The organism is Serratia sp. root2 (assembly GCF_031931805.1).
GTDB lineage: Bacteria > Pseudomonadota > Gammaproteobacteria > Enterobacterales > Enterobacteriaceae > Serratia > Serratia inhibens.
Window position 1 is genome coordinate 1,198,786 of the sequence record NZ_JAUJXB010000001.1, and the last position, 25,374, is coordinate 1,224,159.

General features: G+C 57.0%; 4 protein-coding genes. All 4 read right to left on the reverse strand.

Annotation, left to right across the window (positions count from 1 at the left end; all coding sequences use genetic code 11):
* Positions 1–4 precede the first annotated feature (4 nt).
* The 4 genes from QZQ97_RS05595 to QZQ97_RS05610 all read right to left on the reverse strand — a co-directional run bounded on the left by QZQ97_RS05595 (position 5) and on the right by QZQ97_RS05610 (position 25,275).
* Positions 5–1,453, reverse strand: coding sequence for a PfaD family polyunsaturated fatty acid/polyketide biosynthesis protein (locus QZQ97_RS05595; RefSeq protein ID WP_311992618.1), 1,449 nt, complete (start codon positions 1,451–1,453; stop codon positions 5–7).
* Positions 1,454–1,493: 40 nt separating this feature from the next.
* Positions 1,494–2,324 (reverse strand): hypothetical protein, encoded by an 831-nt coding sequence (locus QZQ97_RS05600; RefSeq protein WP_311992619.1) that lies wholly within the window; start codon positions 2,322–2,324, stop codon positions 1,494–1,496.
* Between the two features lie 69 nt (positions 2,325–2,393).
* On the reverse strand, positions 2,394–18,497 hold the full coding sequence (locus QZQ97_RS05605; protein WP_311992620.1) for an SDR family NAD(P)-dependent oxidoreductase: 16,104 nt from the start codon (positions 18,495–18,497) through the stop codon (positions 2,394–2,396).
* Positions 18,490–25,275, reverse strand: coding sequence for a type I polyketide synthase (locus tag QZQ97_RS05610; RefSeq protein WP_311992621.1), 6,786 nt, complete (start codon positions 25,273–25,275; stop codon positions 18,490–18,492). The genes QZQ97_RS05605 and QZQ97_RS05610 overlap by 8 nt, the downstream gene beginning before the upstream one ends.
* Between the last annotated feature and the right edge of the window lie 99 nt (positions 25,276–25,374).

A 25,374-nucleotide genomic window follows, 5' to 3' on the forward strand; every position in this document is an offset into this window, starting at 1 on the left:
CCGCTTAAGAATATGAGTAAGAAGGTGAAACATCGCTTTTGAGCAAACTGATCTTTGCCGACAGCATCGAGGCGGCTTCCTGCATCAATATTTCCCCGATTTCATCCACGTGGCGGTTACGCCAGTCTTCATAAGCGGAGCCTTTTACCCATTGATTGAAGGCGCCCAACGCCGGCCCGCAATGCACCTGGTAGTCAACCTTGTTTTCCGGATCGCCGGCTAGCGCCAACCGCGAGCTGTAAGCAAAATACCAGCGGAAGACAGCCACCATTTTACGCCGCGGCTGCCCTTCTATCTTTTCCAGCATTTCTGGGCGGCGAGCTTGATAATATTGCTTCACGTCTTCCCAGACGGCGGATAGCGGCCGTTTAAAATACTTACCTTCAAGCTGATTTTTTATCGCCAGCGGCAGCTCATCCAACGAATTATATTGCTGATAAAGCTGGTAAAGCTTATTGGCGCGAGCGGGGAAAAACACGCCACGCCTAAGCACTTGCACTTTGGCGCCCTGCTCAAACATATCGCCGGCCGGTGCATAGTCGGTATCCTGAATATTGATGTGTTGCAGCATGTCTTTCACTTCGTCACTGGTCGCCGCCTCTACCGAGCACTGATTCACCGAACCGGTGATGATAAAATCAGCCCCCAGCATAAAGGCCGCCATCACGGCTTCCGGCGTGCCGATGCCACCGGCAGCCCCGACTCTGAGCGGTTTCTGATAGCCTTGCCGGGCCGAAATATCCCGGCAAAGCCGGGCAATGGCCGGAAAAAGAACATATGCATTGCCTTGATCGGTATGGCCGGCAGAATCTGACTCGACGCAAATATCCTGGGCCATGGGAACCCGCGGTGCCAGCTCCACCTCTTGCGGCGTCAGCAACCCTTGTGCGTAGAGCTGGGCAACGACATCAGGCGGCGCCGGATTGGCAAAAACCTCGGCGACTTCAGGGCGCGAAACTTTTGCCATCAGCATATGGGGAATGACCAGCTGTTGGTCTTTCCCCAGGTGAATACCGCGCAGCCGGTAAAGAACCAAGGCAGGCGTAATCGCAATATAAGCAGCGGCTTCAATAAAACGAATATCATGGGCCAGGAACAATTCAATCCGGCGCATTTCCTTTTCCGGAAACTCATAGTCAGCAAGCATGTTCATGCCGAATGACTCTCCGTTCAGATCAGACCGAATGCCTAAAATGGCCTCTTGCAACAGCGGCAGGCTTAGCCCACCCGAACCGAAGAAACTCATCATCCTGGCCCGGGCCATCGTCACGACCAGTTTGCGGGATGCAATTCCCTGATACATTGAGCCACTGGAATAGGCGTATTTAACGCCATAGTCCTGGCGGAACGCCGCACTTCCCAACCGCTCAGCCTGAGCCAGTTGCCGTCCTTCGCCTGCCTCAGAATGCGGCAGGTGTTGGCGGCGTTCCGCCAGAGTTTTCACATAGGTCATTATTGCCTCTCATTCACTTACTCAGGCAGTCAGGAAAGCCTTAACGGTAGGCATCCCCTTTCATGGCAAAGGATGGATAGTCTGGAAAGTCTCTTGTCGCCGGATATTTGGCAAACGTCATGACTTCCCGACCATTGGTTAAAACCGTTTTGTCGGCATTCAATTTAAACTCGTAACTCACGTAACTCTGGCCTTCCCCCCAGAGTTCATTGTGCGTGCGGGTATTAAAGGTTGTACGCAGGCCATCCGGGGAGATCACCGCCATTTCGTTCGACTCATAACTGATCACGATTTCTTTTAGCTGATGCGGGGAGCTGGTCGCCAGAATATTGTAGTTTCCGTAATACATCTGATTTTTTGGCGTGGCCTTTTCGCCGTTATGGCGCCCGCCCAGCGGAATACCGCCGTTATCGAGAACCGTAATGTAGAAGCCGCCGTCACGCACAATCCACCCGGCGGCAGGTAATTCCATCCCGGCGACGGAGTACAAGCGATACTCGCCATCCGGATTGCCGGTATAAGGTTTCAATTCAATGCGTTTTTGTGCGACCAGCGTTTTTACATCAATGCCGAATTCCTGGTTAAAATAAGCGATGGCGTCTTCTCTTTTTTGCGCCACCTGCTGCTCATTAAATCCCATGATATGCCTGTAGAAATAGTCACTGGTGCATAGGGTTCCCAGACACCCGGTCACCCCGGGGAAAGGTTCGCTCTTGGTGATATTAATGACGCCGGAGCCCATAAAGGTCAGCACCTGGCTAAATCCCATCGGTTTCGACAAAGGGGTATCTGCATACGTATTGAATGCCATCAATGGCAAAGAAAAAACCGCGACGGCGGCGAACTTTCTTTTAAATAGGTGCAATGACATCGAAATCCTCATCAGTTGTTTTATGGCTAACCGGGTTAGCCTTCCATTTCTCAACGCCCTTCGTTGGCGCTATACATCCAAAGCCGCCACCTCCTCCGGCGATAAACGATCGATCAGCATTTCCGGAACGGGAATGTCCTCCACTTTCAATTCCGGTTGTTCCACCATCAGCGTCAATAAAAAGCCTACGTGCTCAGCAAGTACCTGAATCAGATCCGGCGAGAAACATCTGCGGTCATAGACGAATGGCAGGCTCAGCACACCGTTTGTCTTCAACAATCCCATCAACAAGGGGGCTGCTGGCTCCCTTTCTTCCAGCGACATCGGTAGCAATTTTCGGGCAAAAGCCGTGACCTCAACGAAGCTGTCCCGATCATTGCTGTCGACCGCCAGGCTGCCCAACAGGGTGTGTTCGTGGGCATCGCTCTCTGCGAGTGCGAGTTGCTGATGCAGGGCAACAAAATCAAAGTGCTTATATTTTTGCACCTGCAGGATGGCGTCTTCATAGGTGCGCCACACTTGTTGCAGGTTGAAATGAGGCTGAAGCGTTAATACCAGGGGAACCGATGATGAGAAGTCACCGCATACCGGCTCAAATTCATAGCGGTCTCTGAGGTTGTACGCCATCTGGATCGGTATATTCACGCCGGTGATGCGATACGCCAGCACCGCCAAGGCACAGGTCGCTAGCTGCGTGAGCGTGGTCTTATGGCGGCGATTTGATGCCTGCAATCGGCCAAGCAGCTCATCCGAGACGGGCAGATGATAAACCCCCGCCTTTTCAACGTTTCCGGCTTTGTTTGACTGGTCTTGGCGTGCGATGCATTTGTCGCGCAGCGCAAAGGGCGCGCGTTTGTCGCGTAACTGGCTCAACCAATATGCCGTTGCGCTATCCCGATGTTCGCCAAACTGGTTCAAGGCGAAATGGGCATATTCAGCCGTGGGTTTGTCGCAAACAAACTCGGTGTTGCTGAGCAGCGCGGTATAGCGGAGATAGAGCTCTTGCAGCAGCATGAACAAGGTAAAACCATCGGCATGGAAGTGATGCATCACCAGATAAATCGCGCCCAGATCTGCGCCGTTATGGACAAGATACACATCAAACATCGGCATCCGATCCGCGTGGAACAGCGTCATGTTCACCGACTGCTGGAATCGCGCGAATGTCTGTTCAAACATTGCCCGATCGTTGATATGAGGCCAACAGATTTCCCGGCATTCCAGCGTTAACGCCTCATGCACGACCTGCGCCCACTGTTGTGCGACCAGTTCGGCGCCGGTTCTCAAAATCGCGTGGCGGCGCGCCATGTCGTTCAACGCCTGATTCAACAGCGCCAGATCGATGGGCATCTCCAGCCAAAAGCCCTGGCCGATATTAAATGTTGCGCGTTTTTTCACCTCGGTTTCATTCAGGACGAATGCCTGGATGTGGCTGGTCGGGTAGTAACGTACGCCCTCTTCCAGATACACCCCCAAAATATCCGCCTGATTCGCGTGTTCCAGCGCCTGTCGGGCGCATGGGGCATAGCGGTTAAACTCGACATGCAGATTGGCTGAGTCTTTCCAGACGCCAACGCCCTGCTGCAATAACCTGCCCAACTCGGCGCGCGCCAAGGTCAACTCATCGGCAGTCAAGGCAGCCGCCCGTCGTATCGCCAGCGAGGCCGATTGAATATAGGCTGGGTGCGATGTGCTTGCGGCGTCTTGCGGCACCGGTGCGGAGAGCGGATGAGCGGCAATTTCCCCGGCAATCGCCCTAAGCGTGCCGTGGGTCAGCAGCTCGGCATCGAACGCCGTGACAAACGCTGAGTTGATCCGGTTAAGCAAACGCAGCCCCAACAATGAATCGATGCCGTAGTGCGTTATCGGCTCATCCGGATCAATTTCTGGGCTGGCGAGGCCAGCCAGTTCCGCCAGGATGCCGAGCAATTTTTGCATGACCGGCTGGGCGGCGGCCGGCGCGGGCGTCTGCTTGGGCGCGAGAGCTGCCGATGACTTGCCGGCAGTCGCAGGTTCGGCGTCGCCGGCCCAACATAAACGCGCGTCAAACGGATAGGTTGGCAACGACAACGGGCATTTCTCCGCCGAAGAGAACGCCTGAGCGATATCGACCCCAGCGTGGAAATCCTTGGTCATGAAGTCTATGCCATCGACATAAAGCCGGGCTAACCTCAACCAATTCCCGCTATCGCTCGGATCCTGGATGGCTTGCCGAACGCACGCGACGGCGGATGAGGCCGCATCCTCCGCCAATCGTTGGCCGCCTGGAGCCACTTTGCCCCAATAACCTGGGTCCGCCGGGGTTAAAACCGCACCCGCTATCACCTGTACCAGAAAATGGCGTAACTCTTCGACGCCAGAAACCACGCAGGCGCAGCGGTGGGCGAAATGCGTTCGGCGCAACAACAAGTTGGCCGCCAGCTGTTGCAAATCCAATTCTGGCCTGGCCTGCACAAACTTTTGCAACTCACGACAACGTTGCTGCAGGGCCTTTTCGCTCTTTCCCGACAGTGCGATATACACAGGCCTGGCGCGCTCAAAGCCCGAGGCGGCCGGCGAAAGGCGTTTATCCGCCCCCTCACGCGCTTCCTCGTTTGCATCAGGCTCGGCGACAACAAGGTGAACATTGATCCCCGTCGCCCCGAATGAACTGATTGCGGCCCGACGCAATTGCCCTGCTTCCGCCTGCCAGGGAACCGTTGCCGAATTGATATAAAACGGGCCGTCTTCCAGCGCAGGCAACGTCTCCCGGTCTTCGGTATTCGGCGTGCCGGGAATTGCCCGGTGCTTGAGCGCCAGCAACACTTTGAACAGATGATTCATTCCAGAACTGTGAAACGCATGGCCAATGTTGTTCTCGATGCTGCCCAGTGCGCAGGATTGAGGCGCGCGCCCCTGGCCTCGAAACACCTGGCTCAGGGCGGCGATTTCCGCCGCATCTGCGGCGGGCATTCCCGTGGCATGGGCTTCTACCAGCGTAATGCTCTCCGGACGGATATCAAACCGTTGATAGGTATCGGACAACAGCGCCACCTGCGCCTTGGCGCTCGGGGCCATAATCCCGTGGGTTCGGCCATTGTGGTTGCTGCCCCAGCCTTCGATCACACCGTGGATGCGATCCCCCTCCGCTAATGCCAACGACAGGGGTTTCAAAATAATCACCCCCACCGATTCACCGGGCACCATGCCGCTGGCGCGCGTCGAAAATGCGCCACCGCGATCCGCCTGCGATAACAGCCCAAAGCGGGAAGCGCTGATCAACATATTCGGCGTGGAGTAAATCTGCGCCCCGCCGGCAATCGCCACGTCACATTGGCCCTGCGCTAAATGGTCGCAAGCCTGAGCGATAGACAGCAACGATGACGCACAACCGGCCTCTACGGAGAGACAAGGCCCCTGCAGGTCCAGGCTGTAAGAGACGCGCCCCGGGATCTGGGATAGCGTGATATTCGGCGCGAAGTGCTCGCCTGCGGCAAAGCGCAGCGTATAGTCGCCCCCGCTGCCGCAGAAAACGCCCCAACGCCGGCCGGAGAGCGCATCAGGCCGTATTCCCGCATCCTCAATCGCTTTCCAGCTTTCCTGTAAGAACAGCCGTTCGCAAGGGTCCAGCATCGACGCCTCTTGCGGAGACATGTTGAAAAACAGCGGGTCGAAGGATTTTATCTCCGCGAGAAAAGCGCCGTAGCCTTCATACTGTCCGGCAGACCAACCGCGATCATCCGGCGGCGGCGTAAACGCAGATTGGCCCTGCTCGAGCAGTTGCCAGAGTTCATCCGCATTTCGGGCGCCGGGGAACTGCCCAGACATTCCGATAATCGCAATGCGCTCTCGCCCCGGTTGGCGCGGCTTCGCCACAGGCTTTTCCCCAGCGGCCGTTGTTGTTTTTCTCGCCGAGGCGTTCTGATAAATCGTCCGGCAGCGGTCGGAAATCATGGCTACGCTTTCGCGTTCAGACAACAGATGAAAATGGTCTTTGGCCCGGGTGCGGAACACTTGAGCGCCAGGCAGATAGTCTAGCCATCGCTGACAATGGCTCTCGTCATGGGTGAGCGCTTCGCCCAGAACATGGCGATTGTTTTCAGCTAAAGCGGACGACGAATCGCCCTTGTCCGACCCTGCACCGTTGGACGATGGGCTCAGGGTCATGTAGTGCAAATCGATATCATGGGCATTCGGTAACGCTTTCACCCCGTAGGCCGCCATAGCTTCGCGGTTGTGCTTCAGGATCTGAGCCATATTCTCGATTTTTTCTTGCACCACCGACAACGGCTGCTCCACGCCTTTTTTGAGGCTCCCCTCAGCCAGCCATGCCGCCAGTTTATCGGCGTCAATGCCCATTAATTCCTGCTCCCTGTAGGCAAGGCTTTCAAACGCTACCTGCCCCGACGCCAAAATTTCTTTCAAACTATAGTGCAAAAAGAAATTCGCGCTCATCAACAAGGCGTCGCGATAATCAAATGGCGACGACTGGCGCTGAGGCTCGGGTTGCGGGAACGGCGGCTCCAACAGGATCAGGCTCGAAACCCGGTAGCCCGCCAGTTGCAGTTGCCGGGCCATTTCATAAGCGATAATCCCGCCCATGGAATAGCCAGCCAGTTCATAAGGCCCGGTGGCGTTGCCGGCTTGAAGAATTTCAATATAGTAATTCGCCATGCTTTCGATGCTTTTCAGCGGCGGGAACCGGGTCAGGAAACCGCGCGAATGAATGCCCCATATGGCGTAGTCATCGCCCAGATTTTCAGCCACCTTCAGGTATAAGCCGGTAGACCCCGTCAGCGGGTGGATCCAGAACCGAGAGCGGTCATGTTCCCGCTCATCCCCGGCGCGCAGTTGTCGGCTGAGAGGAATACACTCCGGGTACTGTTTCAACCAGGCCTTTCCCATTTGCCTGCCGTGGGCGGCGGTGCCTTGTTCAGCGCTCAGCGCCGGCGCGGCTTCGGTCTGGCCATTCGTGCTATCGGAAGCCACCGAGGCAAGGCTATCGGCCAGGCGGCCACTCGGCAAGGCGTGCAAATATGCTGACAGGGCATCAATGCTGGGATACTCAAAAATTGCATTAATCGTCACCCCGGCCGCTAATGACCGGTTAAGGGCTTCAATAAAGCCAACTGCATTGATTGAATTTAACCCTAGTTCGGTAAACGGCTGATGGTTGGCAACATCAGCCTCCTCAAAATACAGCGTCTTTATCAGTAAAGAACGAACCTGACGCGTGATGGCGTCAAGCGACGACGTTTTGCTTTCGCTCATCGTTGCATCGCTTGCAGCCTCGGCCGTTTGCGCATGCAGAACCCCAGGCCCGCGCTGCATTGTGGGCGAGAGAGTGGCCCAGTAGCGCTTGCCTTGGAAAGGATAGACCGGCCCCGCGCTGCGCTGCGGTGGCCTTGTCTCTCGGTATAACTCAAACCAATCGATTTCAGCACCGCGGCTCCAGGCGTCGGCTAATGCTTGCCATTGGCGTGCTGCGATCCAGGCCTGAATTTGCTCAGGCGCCGCCGCGTTTTCATCCCCCCACATCTGTGAATTTGTGACATTGTCACCACTTTGCGCACCAATGTGATAAACGCCCGGCGCAGTCTGGCCGGCAATAAACCGCGCTAACTGTTCGCGCAGCTCTGCACTATCCGCCGCGACAAAGGCGACACGTTGCGCCATGGCGTCTCGCCCGGTTTGCAGGCTATAGGCCAGCCGATCAAGCCGCGTTGCCGGCTGGCTCTGGAGAAATTGCGCGCAGGCCTGGACATAGGCTTGCAGCGCTTCGGCGGTTTTTGCCGAAATGGGCACGATCGTAGAATGCGTGGCGGCCCCTGCCGACAACGGCGTTTTTGACGCCTGACCGGAGTCGGGGTCGTCTGCAATATATTCTTCAATCACTGCATGAGCATTGGTTCCGCTGATCCCCGTCGCGCTGATGGCACCCAGTCTGGGCTGCGTGCCTCGGCGCAGCCAGGGCTGATTCTGTCGTTCGATGGTAAAGGGGGTTCGCTCCAGATTGATGTAGCGGTTGCATGTTTCAAAGCGGTGGGTCGCCGGCATCGTCTGATGCGTTATCGCTTTCAGCATGGCGATGAGACTGACGACGCCGGACGCAGCAAAAGTATGACCGATCAGCGGTTTAATCGAGCCTAGCACGCAGCTATGGGGATCGTCGCCGCTACCGGCGAAGGCATCGGCCAGCGCTTGAACCTCAATCGGATCCCCTAGCTGCGAACCGGTGCTATGGGAGATAACGTATTGAATCGCGCGGGGATCAATCCGATAGCGGTCATAGATATTTTTCAGCAATTCAGCCTGGCGCAGCGGATTCGGCGCCGTGATGCCATTGGTTTTCCCATCGTAATTCACGCCGCTGGCTTTAATGCAGCCATAGATCCGATCGCCATCGGCTTTGGCCTTTGACAAGGGTTTCAGCAACACCGCTGCAACCGCCTCTCCCGGCACCAGCCCGTTGGCGCGCTGATCAAATACGCTGGCGTTGCCGTCGGGCGACAGCATCCCGCTCCGATGCATGCTCTGATACACCCACGGTGTCATTAGCAGGTTGATCCCCCCGGCCAGCGCCATCTCGCAATCTCCCTGGCGCAACGCCAGGCAGGCCTGATGCACAGCGACCAAGCCCGATGCGCAAGCCGCGGTCAGGGCCAGGTTCGGTCCTTTAAGATCCAGCGCATATGAAATCCGCGCTGCCAGCGTGGCATTCTGATTGCCATTTATCGACCCTTGCTCGCCGACAAGCATGCCATAATCGCTTTCTTCCGCCCCGACATACACACCGCAAGACATGCCGCGGATGCGCGGCCCCATGTAACCTGCATCTTCAAACGTGCGCCAGGCTTCTTGCAGAAAAATTCGCTGCCTGGGGTCCATGTCCATCGCCTCTTTCGGCGCGATATCAAAGAAAGCGGCATCAAACCGCATGATATCCGTCATGAACGCGCCCCATTGCGGTCCGTTGTCGGTGACGGCGCCCCAGTCCCAACGCGGCTCAGACATCTCGCCGATACAACTTTTCCCCTGAATCAACGCATCCCAGAATTCGTCGATGCTGTCTGCCTGCGGAAAACGCCCGCTCATGCCGATGATGGCGATCGGTTCCTCAGTGATCCCGTTCTCTCCGTGCGGCGCTGTCGCAGAGCCCCCTTCAGGAGGCGGCACCTGGGCAGGCGTCGGCTGAACTAAGGGGCTGGCGGCAGCCCCAGTGTCCTCCGCTATGTGGGGCGACAGCATGGCTTGCAGCGCCAGCGCGTGTTCACGGCAAAAGTATTCCGTTAACCGTTTAACCGAGGAATGACCGAAGAGCACCGTTGGCGCAATGTCGAGATTAAAACGTTGACTCAATTCTCGCGAGAATGACGCCAGCGTGATCGAATCAAAACCGAAATCGGCAAAACCACTGTCCAACCCGATTCGATCAAGCGGAGTGCCGAGCAAGCGATTGATCAGCGTTTTCAGTATGTGGCTGACTTCAGCACGAATATCGGCCGTTTTTCCGGCAGGGAGAGACGGTTGTTGCAGATCGCGTGCGTTACCATCCGTGGCCGCGCCATCGTGCGACGGGCTGGCCGAATAAGGATGCGGGGCCGGCCTGTGTTTATCCAATCCCAACAACTGGGCTGCGCGAGTGGGCTTTCCGGCAATAACCAGATATTGCCCCTCGCCTTGCTGCAGCAACTGCTCGAAGACCTGCAGCCCTTCCGCACTGTTAAGCGCCCGCTGCCCGGTCGCGCTGAGATAGAAACCGGCGCTTTCTTTGTCGTGAGCGCCCATTTTCCCTTCTGCCCAGAAAGGCCAGTTGATAATCAAGGTTTTGCCGCGAAGATGGCCTTGTTTCACCTGCTCCATGCGGTGCTTGCCATAGCTCATCAGGAAACGGTTTCCCATCGCGTAATCGCAAGAACCGAAATCGCCCAGGAATGCGGCGCTGGAGGAGAAATAGCAGACAAAATCCAGCGGATCCTGCGTGAGCAATTCGTCTACTATTTGCGGCCCATCAACTTTCGGCTGCAAGACCGCTTCGAATGCCTGACGAGTTTTGGCAAAGACAGGTGTCCCGGCTTCAATACCGGCGGCGTGAATCACGCCAAGGATCGCCCCCATCGCTTGCCTGGCCTGTGCCAGATTAAAACGCATGGCGTCGGCATCACACACATCCGCCTGGATGTAATGCACCTGTCCCCCCAACCGCACTAAGTCGTCAACCACCGCGGTCCGTTCCGCATTCATGGCGGTGCGGCCCGTCAGAATCAACCGGGCGGAATAACGCTGTGCCAGGTATCGGGCGAAAATCAAGCCCAGGCCGCCGAACCCGCCGGTGATCAGGTAAGTGCCCCCTTGCTTTATCCCCGTTTCCTCCGGCCCCGTCAGAGACGCGGGGCCAGGTTGAACCTGCAGGACGTGCCGCTCTTCATTTTCATAGCAAACGCTTTCAAAATCTTGCGCCGCTATTTGCTGATACAGCCGCGAAAGAGAGGGCTCGGTGATGGCGTGTGCGGCCAATACCGCGCGTTCATCTGCCGCGTAGGCCCCCGAAACAACGCTGGCGGCAATGGCGCATTGCGTGGATGGCAATGCGGCCGTCAGGGAACGCTCGATGCCAATCCACGACTCCAGATAGGCCCGGTCAAGCGAATGGTGGCTGGCGCCGGCCAACAACAGACGTTGTGGCGCCATGCCGGTTTTCACCATCGAAGACAGAAGATGATGCAGCGCGGCATAATCCGGCAAATGGCCGCGCTCTTCCAACGGCCATAGATACAGGATCGCGCTGCGCTGAGGGTCGATCTGCGCCGATTTCAACTGGGTGAAGCAGCGGTGATAGTTCTCCGTCAGTTCCTGTTCCGCGCCCGCATGCGGCAATGAGAAAACGCGTTCTGCGCGGCGTTCCGGCTCGCGGGAAACAAACACCACTTCGGTTTGCGGCGCCAGAGTCTTCATGTGCAATTGCAGCAAACGCTGGCTTTCCGGCTGCGACAAGAAGCAGATCAGCGTGTTGAAGTCTCGGGGTGGCCGGGCGGTGGCCGGCGCAGGCATCTTATGCCACGACTCCGTAAACAGCATCAGCCTCTCGGGCTCTTCCGGGCTGACAGGCGCTGGAGCTGGAGCCGCCGTCTCGTCCGAAGAGGCCGCCGATACGGCGTGAGCGATCCGCCCCAGGTCGTCCGGGGCGGGAAGCCAATGCTTCTCTCGGGCAAACGGATAGCCTGGCAGGCTAATGCGGCAAGGTGTCGCCAGCGGGTATAACTGAGGCCAGTCCACCCTAAAGCCTTCAACCCAAAAACGGGCGATTTTGTGAACGGCGTTTTGCGCAATCCAGCGCTGCAGCAGAGCGGCGCTATCGTCCGCCGAGAGAAAACCGCCGCTCCGGGCGCTGTCTTTGCCGTTGCTACCGGCACTACCCCGCCAGCTCTGCTCAGGCAAACTGGCGTCGTTGGCAAATGCCGCCAGTTTCTGTTCCAGCTCCCTGAGATCCTGTACGACAAACACAACTCGCTCTTCCAATGACCGGCGCCCCACCTGCAGTGTAAAGGCCAGATCTTCAGGCGGCAGTCCGTCGAGATTCGGATGGTTCGCCAGGAATTGAGCCAGATTTCCCGCCATAACCCGCAGCCTGTCTTCATTTTTCGCTGACAAAGGCACGATCAGCGGCTGAGCACTTGCCGCTCTGTGGGAGACAGGCGGCAGAAATTCTTCGACGATCAGGTGTGCATTCGACCCGGTGGCGCCAAATGAACTGATCCCGGCGCGCCGGGGCACGGCAATCGCTTCACCGTTGTGTTCCACCCTTGGCTGCTCCCATGCCTTCGCCTCGCGTTGAATATAGAAAGGTGAATGCTCAAGTTCCAGATAAGGATTCACCTGTTCTGCATGCAACAGTGAGGGCACCAGAGTTTTATGATGCAGTTGAAGGATCACTTTACTGAGCCCACTGATGCCCGCTGCAGACTCCGCATGACCGATGTTGGATTTCACCGAGCCGATCGCGCAAAACTGCTTGTCGGGGGTATGTTGCCTAAAGGCTTTGACCAACCCCTGAATCTCGATCGGATCGCCCAGCGCCGTTCCGGTGCCATGCGCCTCGATATAGCTGATGGTGCGCGGATCGATGCCAGTCTTTTCGTAACAGCGCAGCATTAAGTCAGCTTGCGCCACCGGGCTGGGAACGGTAATACCGCTCACTTGCCCCACATGGTTGATGGCGCTGCCTTTGATCAACGCATAAATATTGTCCCGGTCCTTGAGCGCCTGAGAAAGCGGTTTAAGCAAGACCGCGCCAACGCCTTCCCCGGAGACGAAACCGTTCCCGCCGTCGCCGAAAGTCCGGCAGCGGCCATCGCTGGAGTACATGTCCGCCAGCCCATAGGTCATGTACTTGTAAGGATGCAAAGACAGATTAACGCCGCCGGCTATCGCGACCTTGCTTTCCCCCCGGTGCAAACTTTCCAGAGCCAAATGAAGCGCCGTCAGGGAAGAGGAACAAACCGTGTCGATGGCAAAAGAAGGCCCGTGGAAGCCGCAAAAATAAGAGACCCTGTTAGCGATGGGGGCATGATTCATCGACAGCGGCATGACCTGCCCGCGATTGACGATTTCCGCTGCGATCAGGGCGTAATCGTTATGCATTACCCCCACAAAGACGCCGACGTCGCGCCGTTTATTGGGCCCCTCTTCAGCCACCAGCGTCTCCGGCGTGTAACCTGCATCCTCGATCGCCGTCCAGCAGGTTTCCAGGAACAGCCTCTCTTGAGGATTGAGCCATTGCGCTTCTCGGGGGGATACGCGGAAGAACTGGGCGTCGAAACAGTCCACATCGTCGATAAATCCACCCCAGCGTGAAATCGGGCGGCCCGAAGGGGAAGCGACGCCTTCCAAGACCTCTTTCCGCCATCTCTCTGCGGGAATTTCCGTCACGGAATCTTTGCCGGCGTTGAGATTAGCCCAAAACTCCGCCATGTCCTGCGCTCCGGGGTATCGCCCCGCAATCCCGATCACCGCGATATCTTCATCGCCGCTCGTCGCGGGTTGCCGAATGTCGGCAGCTGAACGAGGCGCCTGCTGTTTCGCGTCGTTCGCTGCGGCATCCGTTTGGCTCTCGCTCGTTGAAATGCCGGCGTTTTGCGTCTGGGGAGAAACGTCCCCCTGTGCGGCGCTTATCTTATCCGCCGCGAGGAACGACATCGGATGCTGCTCAATCAAATACGCGGCAAGTTCACCGACGTTGGTATATTCAAACAGCACCGTCGGGTTCAATTTCACCTTGAGCGACTGTTCCAGTAACTTCACCATATGCAACAGCCCGGCGGAGTCCAAACCCAACTCGTAATAACCGATATCGGTTTCAATCTCTTCAGGGCTTTTCGTCAGCGTATCCGCCAGGATCTTTTTCACTCGCAGCTCAGCGCATTCCAATGCTGAATCATGCTTATCCGCGGCTATGGGTGCAGTGACAGACAGGGTTTCATTTTTCATAGGCTCAATAGGATCGGCGGACATGACGGCGGCAGCGGCCTGCGTCGTCACGGCGGCGTGAGGTTGTGATGCGTTGATCGCCGCAGCGTCGCGTACGCGTTTGCAGGTGAAATTTTTCAGCTCGCCAATCTTTTCTCCGTGGGGCGTAAAGAACTCCATGGTCAGGTACGAGAGCTGCGGAGTTTGTTTCAGCGAGTCACGGCCGATCCGGGTAATACACTGTGCCGATAATGGCGCCGTCGCCCGGAAAGATTCGTAATAAAGCGGCAAGAAGATATCCTGCTGCGCGTTCTGCTCCAGAAACAGGCTCCCGGAGCCGATGGCGCTCCCGTCGATCAACACCGGATGGAACAGATAGTCTTCGGCGCCGGGCAAGGGTTCTTCAGGCACGGCAATATCGATCAGATTTGCCATAGGCAGGTGATAAATGACACCGTCGCCAACCATAGGTCCGCTGTGGCGAATATCGGTTCCGCCAAAGGTCTCATAGGCTTCCCGTAGCCTCAACCACCCGGTGGCGCCCTGTTTCAACGGGGTTAAATCAAGCGTTTCATCAAACGGCGCCGCCTGAACCGAGTGCATTTCCGCACTCATATAGGTCTTCAGTTCTGACTGCCGATGATCATCAAACACTTCGCTGCCTTCAACGCGAAGCTGCCAGTACCCTTGCTCATGTTTTTGGCAACTGATGTACGCCTCCACCGCGTAATCGTCGGCAATGGTCAGGGGATGGTGGATCACCAAATTACGCATTTCCAACCGCCGATAATCCATGCCCTGACGATGGAAAAATTGGAACAGCAGATCGATGTACGCCAGACCGGGCATCAGCGATTGGCCGAATGCCTTGTGATGGCGTAAAACGGGATGATGGCGATTAAAAGGCTGGCTCCAGGGATGCCCGGCCCTGAATAATCCCACTTTCCCAATCGGATAATGGCCGTTTGCAATTGCGCTGCCCGCTTGCCGGTTTTTTTCGGTGAAACCGGAGTCCGACGCGCGGAAAACGGCTTTCGCAAAGCGATAGCCAGGCAAGTGAATTCTTTTGGGCGCCGACGAATAGAAGCTTTGCCAATTAACGGGGAGGCCCTGCAACCAGGCGCGGCCGATAGTCTCCAGTTCTGCATGGGAAAGCCGGTGCAAACCGCGATTTTGATAAGCCTCAGCGCTTAACGGCGGCTGCTTCCTGGCGGCATTCGCGGTAGGGCTTGTCGCGGTTTGTCGGCGGCAAAATGCCTGCAGCTGCCGCAGGCAGTCACGATGATCGCGCACGATCATCAAGAAGCGTTCTGGCATCGCTTCTCGCCCGATTTGCAACGTGTACGCCATGGATTGCATGAAGGCGCGGGCATTCTCTTCACTCTCGGGTCCTTGTCGGACCATCGTCTCCAGCCAGGCGCTCAGCACCTCTGCCTGCGCGTACAGCCGGTCCGGCGTTTTGGCCGACAGAGGAATAATCCAACCGGCGTTGACCGGTTCGGCCGCCGCTTGCGTCGCGACATACTCTTCGATGACCAAATGGGCGTTGGTTCCGCTGTGACCGAAAGAATTCAGGGCCGCCAACCGGGGTTTATCGCCGTGGCCGTGCCAGGCGGAGGCCGAGCTCTGAAGATAAAATGCGGAGTCCTGCAATTCGAATAACGGGTTGATTTGCCGATAATCTTTCAAACCCGGCAGTTGACGATGGCGCATCGATAGCACGATTTTTATCAGCCCAATCACGCCTGACGCGGCAGAAGTATGGCCAATATGCGATTTCACGCTGCCCAGGGCGCAGAAATGCTGCTTTGCGGTCAGCGCTTTAAACGCGCGCACCAGCGCATTAACTTCAATGGTATCGCCCAATTTGCCGCCGGTGGCGTGAGCTTCAAGGTAGCTGAGCTCTTCAGGGTTAATGCGATACTTATGATAGACCTGCTCCAGCAATTGTTGCTGCGCGGTTCCGCTCGGCGCCGTGATGCCGTTGCTGGCACCATCCTGATTGATCCCCGAGGCGCGGATGACCGCGTGGATGGGATCGCCGTCCGCAATGGCTTGATCCAGCCTTTTCAGCACGACCAGCCCAATCCCTTCCGACAGCAGCATGCCGTCAGCTTCCTGGTCAAAAATGGGGCATGCCGCCTTATGGGACAACAGCCCAATACCGGAAAGACTCGCCAGCGCGTCGGCATCCAGCGCCGTAAAGACGCCACCGGCCAGTGCCAGCTCCGTCTCCTGGCGACGCAGGCTTTCACACGCCAGGTGTATCGCCACGGCTGAAGATGAACAGCCGGTATTTACCACCAGTGCCGGGCCCTTCATATCCAGAAAATAAGAGACGCGTGACGCGATGATCGCCTCTGACGAGCCAACAAAAGAGCCGTGATGGTAATTGGCGGGCTCCGCGCCAATAAACACGCCCGCGTTGGCGCCGGACAGCGCTTTGGGGTTATAGCCGGCATCTTCCAGCGCCTTCCAGCTTTCTTGCAACACCAGGCGCTGATGAGGGCTCATCGAGAGGGCGTCCTGCTCGGAAATGCGGAAAAACCCGGCATCGAAACAGTCCCGGTCTTTAACGATACCGCCCCACTTGCAATACGTTTTCCCGTCTCGGACGGCCGCTTCTTTGTCCGTATCGGCAGAATATCTCGCGGGATCCAAATAATGGTGAGGCAAGGCTTCAATCCCGGCATTATCTGCCGCAAGATTGTCCCAGAAACCCTGGATATCTTCGGCGCCGGGGAACTGCCCCGCCATGCCGATCACCGCGATTGCATCCGTTTCGACATGCCGCTGCCCGGAGGCTTTCGCCTCTGGTGCGGCTCTCGGCGACGCAGACTCTCGGCGTCGGTCTGAAGGGGGTTGCGGTATGGCGAGGGGTTCAGCAATAACGCGCAGCTCGGGATAAGCCCGGCAGATATGCGCGCTTAAGGCTTCTATCGTCGCATAGTCATAGAGCACCGCCGGGTTTAGCGCGATCCCCAGTGATTGATTGATCTGATTGATAAAGTTAACGCTGAGAATCGAATCAATGCCAAAATCCGACAATGCCGTCTGCTCATCGATACGCTCAGGTTGCAGGTTGACCGTCTTTGCCAGCCCGTCAATCACGCTGTCCGTAATATATTTCAGCCTGTTTGCATCTTGCGCACTGAGTCCGGCGGCCGGCTCTTTCGTGTCCGTAGGCGCCGGAACCGCCTCGCCGCCCCCGTGGGCGCGGGAGGCGGCCAGCGAGGCGCGCACTGCCTCACTGGCGCTGCGGTGTATATGGCCGCTCAACGAGGCGACAGAACGGTAATCGTAAAGCGCGGCCGGGTTCAGGCGGACGCCAATTAATTCGTTAATTTTATTGGTGAAATTAACAGTCAGAATGGAGTCAATGCCGTATTCTGAGAAAGCGGTTTCGGCATCGATCTGCTCAGGAGAAAGGTTCACCGCTTGCGCCAGAGCAGACAGGATCGCCTCGCTGATGTGCGCCACCATGCGCTCTTCCGTTAGGTCGGCCTCGGGCGCCGTAGCCGGCGCGGCGGGACGAGGGCTCGCCTGTTGTTTTGCAGGCTGATTTCTTTTCTTCGACAGCGGCGCTTGCTGTCGAATGACGCCGTTGCTGAGGGCAACAATAATGGTTTGCCCTAACGCATGCGCTTTCTGCGCCGGAAACTCAACCGAATGAAACCCCTCTTCTTCCAGAATTTCTCGCCAGGTGTCAGGCGCTATCGCCGGGCTGCCTTCAATGCGCAACGCGGTGTCCTGATGCAACCACCAGCCTTTGAGTAGCCCGAACGTCAAATGCGTAAACACGGACTTATCGCTCAGTTCATTGATGATCACCATGCCGCCATTGCGCAAGGCGGCTTTGCAATGGCGCAGCGTGCTCCGGATATCCTTGGTGGCGTGGAGAACATTGGTCGCAATCGCCACATCGAAAGACGCGGGAGGGATCGGCTGCGTCGCCAGGGGTTGCTCAATATCCCACAATGCATAATCAAGAAACGGGCAAGTTGGCCCATAACAACGCCGGGCATGCATCAAAAAGGCTTGTGAGAGATCCGTATACAAATATTGTCGAATATTGCGTTGGTGCGTCATCAGCGCCGGTAAGACCATGGCCGTTGTGCCACCGGTGCCGGCACCGATCTCGACCAGATTCAATTGCGCTTCGCGATCCAGGCGCAACACGCCGCTCACATAGTCGCTGACGGTTTCCGTCAATACCCGATTAAACAAATCTGAAACCGGATTATCCTTATAAATCCCTTCGACCTTTTCCATCGACGCATTGGGGAATAGCACTTCTGTCGCTGGCAGCCCACCGGTCAGGATCTGTGGCAGATTACGCAAACAGGCATCAACCAGGTTCATTTGGGTCATGCGTGCAGGGTCATGACGATGGCCGTCGCGAAAATCATCCCACGCCCGCCATACCGCCTCCGCTTGTTCCGAACTCGGTCCGCGGCAAACCAGGACGCCGTCTCGCCAGGCGATCAATTCGGCTGCAAGCAACAGCCTGATCGACTCGCGCCACCAAAGCTGAAACTGAGGGTCAAGGCCCCAACGATCGGCGTGTTCAGTAAAATCATCCTGATGCGCTGAGGCTGAGAAAACGCCAAGCCGATCGAACTGTAGATACAGAAGTTGAGCCAGCCAGTCGTTAATGGCATGAGGATGATGGGACTGCAACAACACGTCGGTCTCTGTGTCCCATTGATTGTCAGCGATCTTAGGCATTGATCAGCCCCTGATTAAAGGTGTCGGGTGAAGGTTGTCGTTGATGGCTGACCAGCACGGACTCATGCGGATGCAGATTCATCAGTTGCTGTACCGGCGCAGAGGCATTCAGGCAGACGAACTGCCCCTGGTGCTTCTGCTGCAGCAGCGTGACAAAACGCTCAAAACAGGTGAAACCCTCTGCATCACTTAATGCGAAAATGCTTTGGCTGGCCGGCAAACCGGCCAGTGAGGCTTGCCAGAATCCCCAATTGATAATTCCCACCGGATATCCGGCCTGAGCCTGCAAAGTGCGCACCAGCGTGTCAGAGAACGTAATCCCGGCGGCATAGGCCGACAGCGTCGCGGCACCGGAAAACGAGAAGGCTTGACAGGAAGAGAAATAAACCAGGAAATCCAACGATTCCTGCTGGAGTGCCCGGTAGAAATTGAGGCTGCCTGACGCTTTGACCTGCAGTATTTGCCAGAAAGCCTGTTCCGTCGTCTGGCTAATGGCATTCTCGGCGTCAAAAACCAGGCCGGCGAATATCGCACCGTCGATACGGGGGTATTTCAGCTTGATTTGCGTCAGGGCCGTCTGCAAAGAGGCCAGGTCCGTCGCATCGGCCTGGAAATAATCAGGCCGCTCGCCCACGCTTGCCAATGCGTCCAACCGACTTTGCAACGCAGGGCTAGAATCAGGCTGGCGGCCCAACCAAATCACTTTCGCCTGATATTGTTGCAAGAGCTGTCGGGTGATGACGCCACCCACCGTCCCGCTGCCTCCCAGAATCAGATAGACGCCGCCATGTTTGATGGCGTTCTCGTCGCTGTAACTGCGCGGATCGAGACGGAAGAAGGTTTGTCGATAGCGCCGGCCGGAGAACAGGCGAATTTGTTCGCCTCGCTCACTGGGCGCTTCGTTGATGATCTGCTGCAGCAATTTTTCTCGCCGCGCGGGCGATTGCACGTCTCGCAGGGAAACATCCAAATTCCGGACCCTGAAACGGTGATCTCCCTGAGCGATGGAATAAGCCAGGCCGGTAATCCCGGCACCATGGTAACGAATCTCATCGGCTGACAACGCGTGGTTGTCTTGGGTGATCACGGTAAAATCTACCGCATCCTCTTTCGCCAACCGCTGTTGCAGCGATTTTGCCAAACGCAGCAGCTGCAACTCGTTACGCTGCAAACTGGCCGTGAGCGTTGCCGCATCTGCCCATGGTTGGCTATCCGCGCCGTCGGCAATGAAAAAGACATGCTGTATGCCGCCGACGTTATCCAGGCAATGGCCGAGCGCGTTTTCATCCCGGATGTCGCACGTCCAGCGATCGGGGCCGCTCTGCCGCGTTTCACGCGTCGCCGCGTCGCTCAGGGACAAACGCACCAGGCGCGGGGTTTGGCCGCTCAGTTTGGCGATCAGCGCAGTTTCCAGCGCCATCTCCCGCTCCCCCGCGACAATCAGCACCGTTCCCGTCATTGGCGAGGCCGTGATGCTCTCCAGCGGGGCGTCATCCGTTTCCCAGAGCGCGACATGGCTGAAATCATCGTCTGGCTGCGTCTGCGCCCGATCCGGGTTCTGCGCTGCGCTCGCGGTGAGATCGTCGGGCACGGCGTCTGGCGTTTGCGCGGCGCAGACGCTCAACGCCGCGTGGCGGACATCTTTGATCCAGTATTGATCGGTCGCGAATGGATAAGTCGGCAGGCTGATGCGTTTTGGCCGCTGCTGCGGGTATAACCGATACCAATCAACGGCCATCCCCTTCACCCATAACGCCAGGATTTTTGCGTGCTTACGCTTATGGAACCAAAGATCGAGGGTAGCCGTCATGTCTTCGTCAGTGACGAACATGGCCAACATATCTTTATTCTGTCGGACATTACCGCGATACAAGCCATCTATAGCCTCTTCCCCCGACAGGAACTGGCTTAGTTTCTCAGCCAGTTCGTCAAGGGATGAGACCAGGATCCCCAACCGTTGATCCATCGCATCCCGCCCGACCTGCAAGGTATAAGCGAGTTCATCCAACGGCGGCCGCGCCTTGTTTTCAGCCGTGATCCGGGAGAGCAGATTCTGCGCCGCCGCCATAAGGCGCTCGGCGTTCTTTGCCGAGAGGATCACCATGGCGAGTTCCGCAGGCTCTTTGCCCCGCTCGTCCGTTGCCGTTGTTCCGCCGGTGTATTCCTCCAGCACGATATGTGCATTGGCGCCGCCAAAGCCGAAAGAGCTGACGCCGGCCCGGCGAGGTTGCGCCTGCCCCTGCGCATCCTGAGGGGCAAGCCAAGGCTGATTCTCTCGCACGACATAAAAGGGCGAGTTATCCAGTTGGATATAAGGATTGAGTTGTTCAGAATGTAAACTCTTCACCAGCGTCTTGTGCTGCAGCTGCAATAACACTTTGATCACGCCAGCAATACCGGCCGCCATTTCCAAATGGCCGATATTGGTCTTTACCGAGCCCAAACCGCAGTGTTGAGGTCGGTCGTGCAGATCGGTTGCCGCCGGTGTCTTGCGATATAAGTCTTGAAACGCGCTTTTCAGCCCATCGATCTCTATCGGATCGCCCAGCGGTGTTCCTGTACCGTGAGCCTCTATGTACCCGATACTGCGCGGATCGATCCCGGCTTTGGTGTAAGCGCGCTTCAGCAAGGCCGTTTGCGCTTTCGGATTGGGCGCCGTTAATGAATTGGCCCGGCCGCCGTGATTTTCCGCGCTGGAACGAATCAAGCCATAGATATGATCGCCCGACGCTTCCGCCACGCTGAGTTTGCGCAGGAAAAGCATGCCGACGCCTTCTCCTCGCACATAACCGTTAGCCGCGCTGGAGAAGGTTTTGCAGCGGCCGTCCTGGCACAGCATGCCGGCCTTGCTGAAACTGATATACCCGTCTGGGGTTACCAGCGTATTCACACCGCCGACAATAGCCTGTTCACATTCGCCGGCGTTGATAGCCTGAACGGCGCGGTGAATGGCGATCAACGAAGAAGAGCACGCAGTTTCCACCGGCTCACTGGGGCCGTGAACATTCAGGAAGAAACTCATTCGGTTAGGTCCGACGGAGGGGACAATGCCGGTCAGCGAATATCCTTCGATGGGGAGCCTGGCTTCTGAGATGAGACTGCCGTACCCGCTCATGCCGGTTCCCACGAAAATGCCGGTGTCGGTACCGGAGATTTCGCCGGCGCTGTAGCCCGCATCTTCAATGACGTTCCATATGTAAGTCATCAATAAGCGTTGTTGAGGGTCCATCAGCTCGGCTTCTTTCGGCGAAATGCCAAAAAACAGAGGATCAAACTCATCGATACCATCAATGAATCCGCCCCACTTCACCTGGCACTTATTCACTTCACGCAAGGGATCGCCATACAGTGCCCGCCAGTCCCAACGTTGCTCAGGAATTTCGCTGATGCAATCTTTGCCGTTCACCAGGTTGTCCCAAAAGGCGTCCAGATCCTGCGCCATCGGGAAACGGCCCGTCATGCCGACAATGGCTATCGGCTCGTTTGCCGCCGAGGGATAGACTGCCCCTTGTCGAGGCAACGTCCGAGGGGCACGCGCTGTCTCGTCATGACGCTTAGGTTCGCGTGATTGCCCCCCGTTTTCTTGCTCAGTGCCTGCGGCGGGCTGCGCGAGCGGCTCATGTGCGGCAAGCAGCGTTGAGAATGCGGCCGTATGGGTTTGCGCCAGATAAGCCACAAATTCCCCCAGGGTGGAATATTCGAAGAATACCGTTGGCGTCAACGTCAGCGAGTATTGGCGATTCAACAGGTTGGTAAACTCCGTAAGCTGAATAGAATCCAGACCAAACTGAGACAGTTCGGCATGAGGATCGATTCGCCCCGCTTCCAGCTTCCGCAACCTGGCCAGTGACTGCTGCATCAAGGGGAGCAGCTTGTCTTGCAATCCTTTGTTCTCGGCGCTTTCCGCCGCGACGCGCATGTCAGAAGGTCGTGTCTCGGTTGCCGCCGCCGCGCGGCCTGCGGCCGGCGGCGCATTGTCCACCTCTCTGGAAGAAAAACCGCCGAGCCTGACCCAAACATGGCCGGCTTCGTCGCACAGGTCGTAATCCATTTTTTTGACTTTGTCGGTTTTAGCGGACCCGTTTTTAAACCGGGCCCAGACCCACAGGCGTTCGGGCAACGCGCTGGCTCCCTCTCGCGGGAACATGTCCAAATGTTCCAATGCAAACGGCAATGCGAATTCAGGGCGTTCAGTGTCGACCAGCAAACCGGCGGCCATTTGTAATGCCGAATCCATCAGGCTGGGGTGCAAAAAGAGCTGACTGTGGCTCTTGGCCACGCAGGCGGGCAATTCGATGCGGGCAATAGCCTGCGTAGCGCCCTCATCTATCGAGATCACGCCCTGATAGGCCGGGCCGTGAAGAATGCCCATTGCGCTGTAAGCGGCATAACATGCCTGGCTGTCCAGATGCCTGACGGCGCATTGGCGCTGCAGAGCGCGGACATCGATTGCCGGTGGCGCCGACTCCCCGCCAGGCACTATCCCGGCCTGTCCGCGGCAATGCGTGACTCTTTCACTCCCCGTGGCGGAAGCGCCGGTGCTGTATATCTCAAAGCCAAAGCGCGCATCGCCTTCGGGATGCAGTTCGACAGCAACGTGCAACCCCGGTGCCTCTACGCGCATTGGCCGTATCCAACTGATATTTTCCAGCCTGATCGCCGTCGGCTGACCCAAGGCATCGGCCAGCGCCGCCCGGGCCAACTCCAGGTAGGCAACCCCAGGCAGCACTTTCTGGCCTTTAACCAGATGATCGGCCAGAAAAAACTCATCGCCGGTATAGAAACTGCTGTAGCGCTGAGTATAAAAATCCGACGTATTTTGCTGCACTAACGGATGTATGTCCCGGGGCTCCCGACCGCCATACGGCTCTGACGGCGACACCGCCGTGCTCCAGTAATGTTCAAGGTTAAAAGGGTAACGCGGTAGCGACAGCTTGTTAAACGTCGGTGCGCCAAGGGTCTGATGCAGGGGGACGTCGACGCCCTGAACCCACAGATCGATAAGAAAGCGTTTGTCATTTTCCCAATCCAGCGTCGTCAACAAGTCCGACAGCCGGTGATGGCGGTTAAATATGTCGAGCGCCTTATTCTCATCGCGCGCCCCGCTTTTCAGGTAGTAAGCTTTCTGCCCTTGGGCGGCGATAAACTGGGTCAGCTTCTCTTGCAAATTTTCGGTGTCGGTATAACGAAACACCACCCGGTGCTCAAACTTATTGCGCGCGGTCAGATAGAAATATTCCAGCGCGCCCGGCGGGACGTCGGGGGACTGCTGCAAAAAGGCCAGGAGAGATTCCGCATAGTGAATCCACTGCCATTCATGCAGCGCCGACAGCGCCAGAAAGTACCCCTTTTCCTGCGAATGCGCTTCATCACCGGCGTTCTCGTGGCGGTCGTCGTAACCGGAGAACGCCTCCAGCAGCAAATGGGCGTTAACTCCCCCCGCGCCAAAGTTGTTAATCGCGGCCCGGCGTGCGATCTCCCGGCCATTGGCATCCACCAACGGCGGCCACTCTTCCGTCGCCTCATTGAGGTAAAAACGTGAACCTTCGAGCTTGATTTTTTCACTGCAGCCGGTGAAATCCTTGATCCCCGGTTTTTTCCGCGTTTTAAACGCGTGCAGCACACGGATCAGCGACACCAGGCCGGAAGCCGAATTGGCATGTCCCATATTCGGTTTAAGCGTGCTGATTTTGCAGGGCGTGCCCGTAGAGGGCGCCAGGCGCGTGGCTAATTGCGCATCCGCACGCTTGAATCCTTTGATTTCTTCGGCATCGGCCAGCAGCGATGAGGCGCCATGAGCCTCAATATAGCCCACGGTATCTGCATCGATACCGGCTTGACGATAGGCGCTGACAATGACCTTCGCCTGTGATTCGGCCGACGGCATCGTGAGGCTGCCGTAGCCTCCGGTATGGTTGACGGCGGAGCCTAAAATAACCCCGTGGATGTTATCTCGATCGTCAATAGCCTGGGATAACCGCTTGAGCAACACGGTAACCGTCGCCTCGGCGGGCAGAAAACCTTTGGCATCGGCCTGAAAAGGGGAACAGCTCGCCTCGCCCCCGAGAATGCCCAGCGATTCCTGTCCCAAATACGATCCGGCCAGCGCATCGCCGAATAACAGGTTAGCGGCGCCGACCAGCGCATAATCCGTCTCTCCGCGCAACAGCGCTTCTTTGGCCTGATGCAAAGCCACGCTGGCGCCGGAACAGGCCGTATCGATATACAAGCTTTTGCCGTTGAAACGAAAAGCGTGCGAGAGGTAATTCGGTAAAGACCAGGACATCATGCCCAATATGGAATAACTCGTAAGCTCAGCCCTGGCGAGAAACGGCGTATAAGCGGCGCCTTCCGAGGCGATATAGACATCGACGTTGGCTTCACGCAGCTGTTGTGGCAAATAACAGGCGTCCTCCAGGGTATGCCACACCGACATCAAGAGTAAACGCGTCCTGGGATCCATGTACTCGGCCTCCATCGGGCCGATATTGAATATGTCAGGATCAAAGCCGGATATATTGTGCAAAAACGCGCCATATCTGTTGCGCATTTCCGGCCCGGGAAAGTGATTGTCAGGCACAGGTGAAAACAGCGACGCTTGCTTATCCAACTTGAAGCAAAATTCTTCGATAGAATCGGCGCCTGGGAAGAACCCGCCTATACCGATAATCGCGACAGCGTCTTTTTTCTCATCCAGGCTCAGACTTTCCGCTATTTCCTTATCATGTATATTATTTAATATTGAGGCGTTTTCACTGTCGTTATTTTGCTTCGTCACTTGCTTCTCCAATCACTTTCCCTGGCGCGGTTAACAGCGCTGCCGCACGCCCCCCATGAGTCTAGTACAACAGGGAAAAATCATAAGAAGGCGTGCATC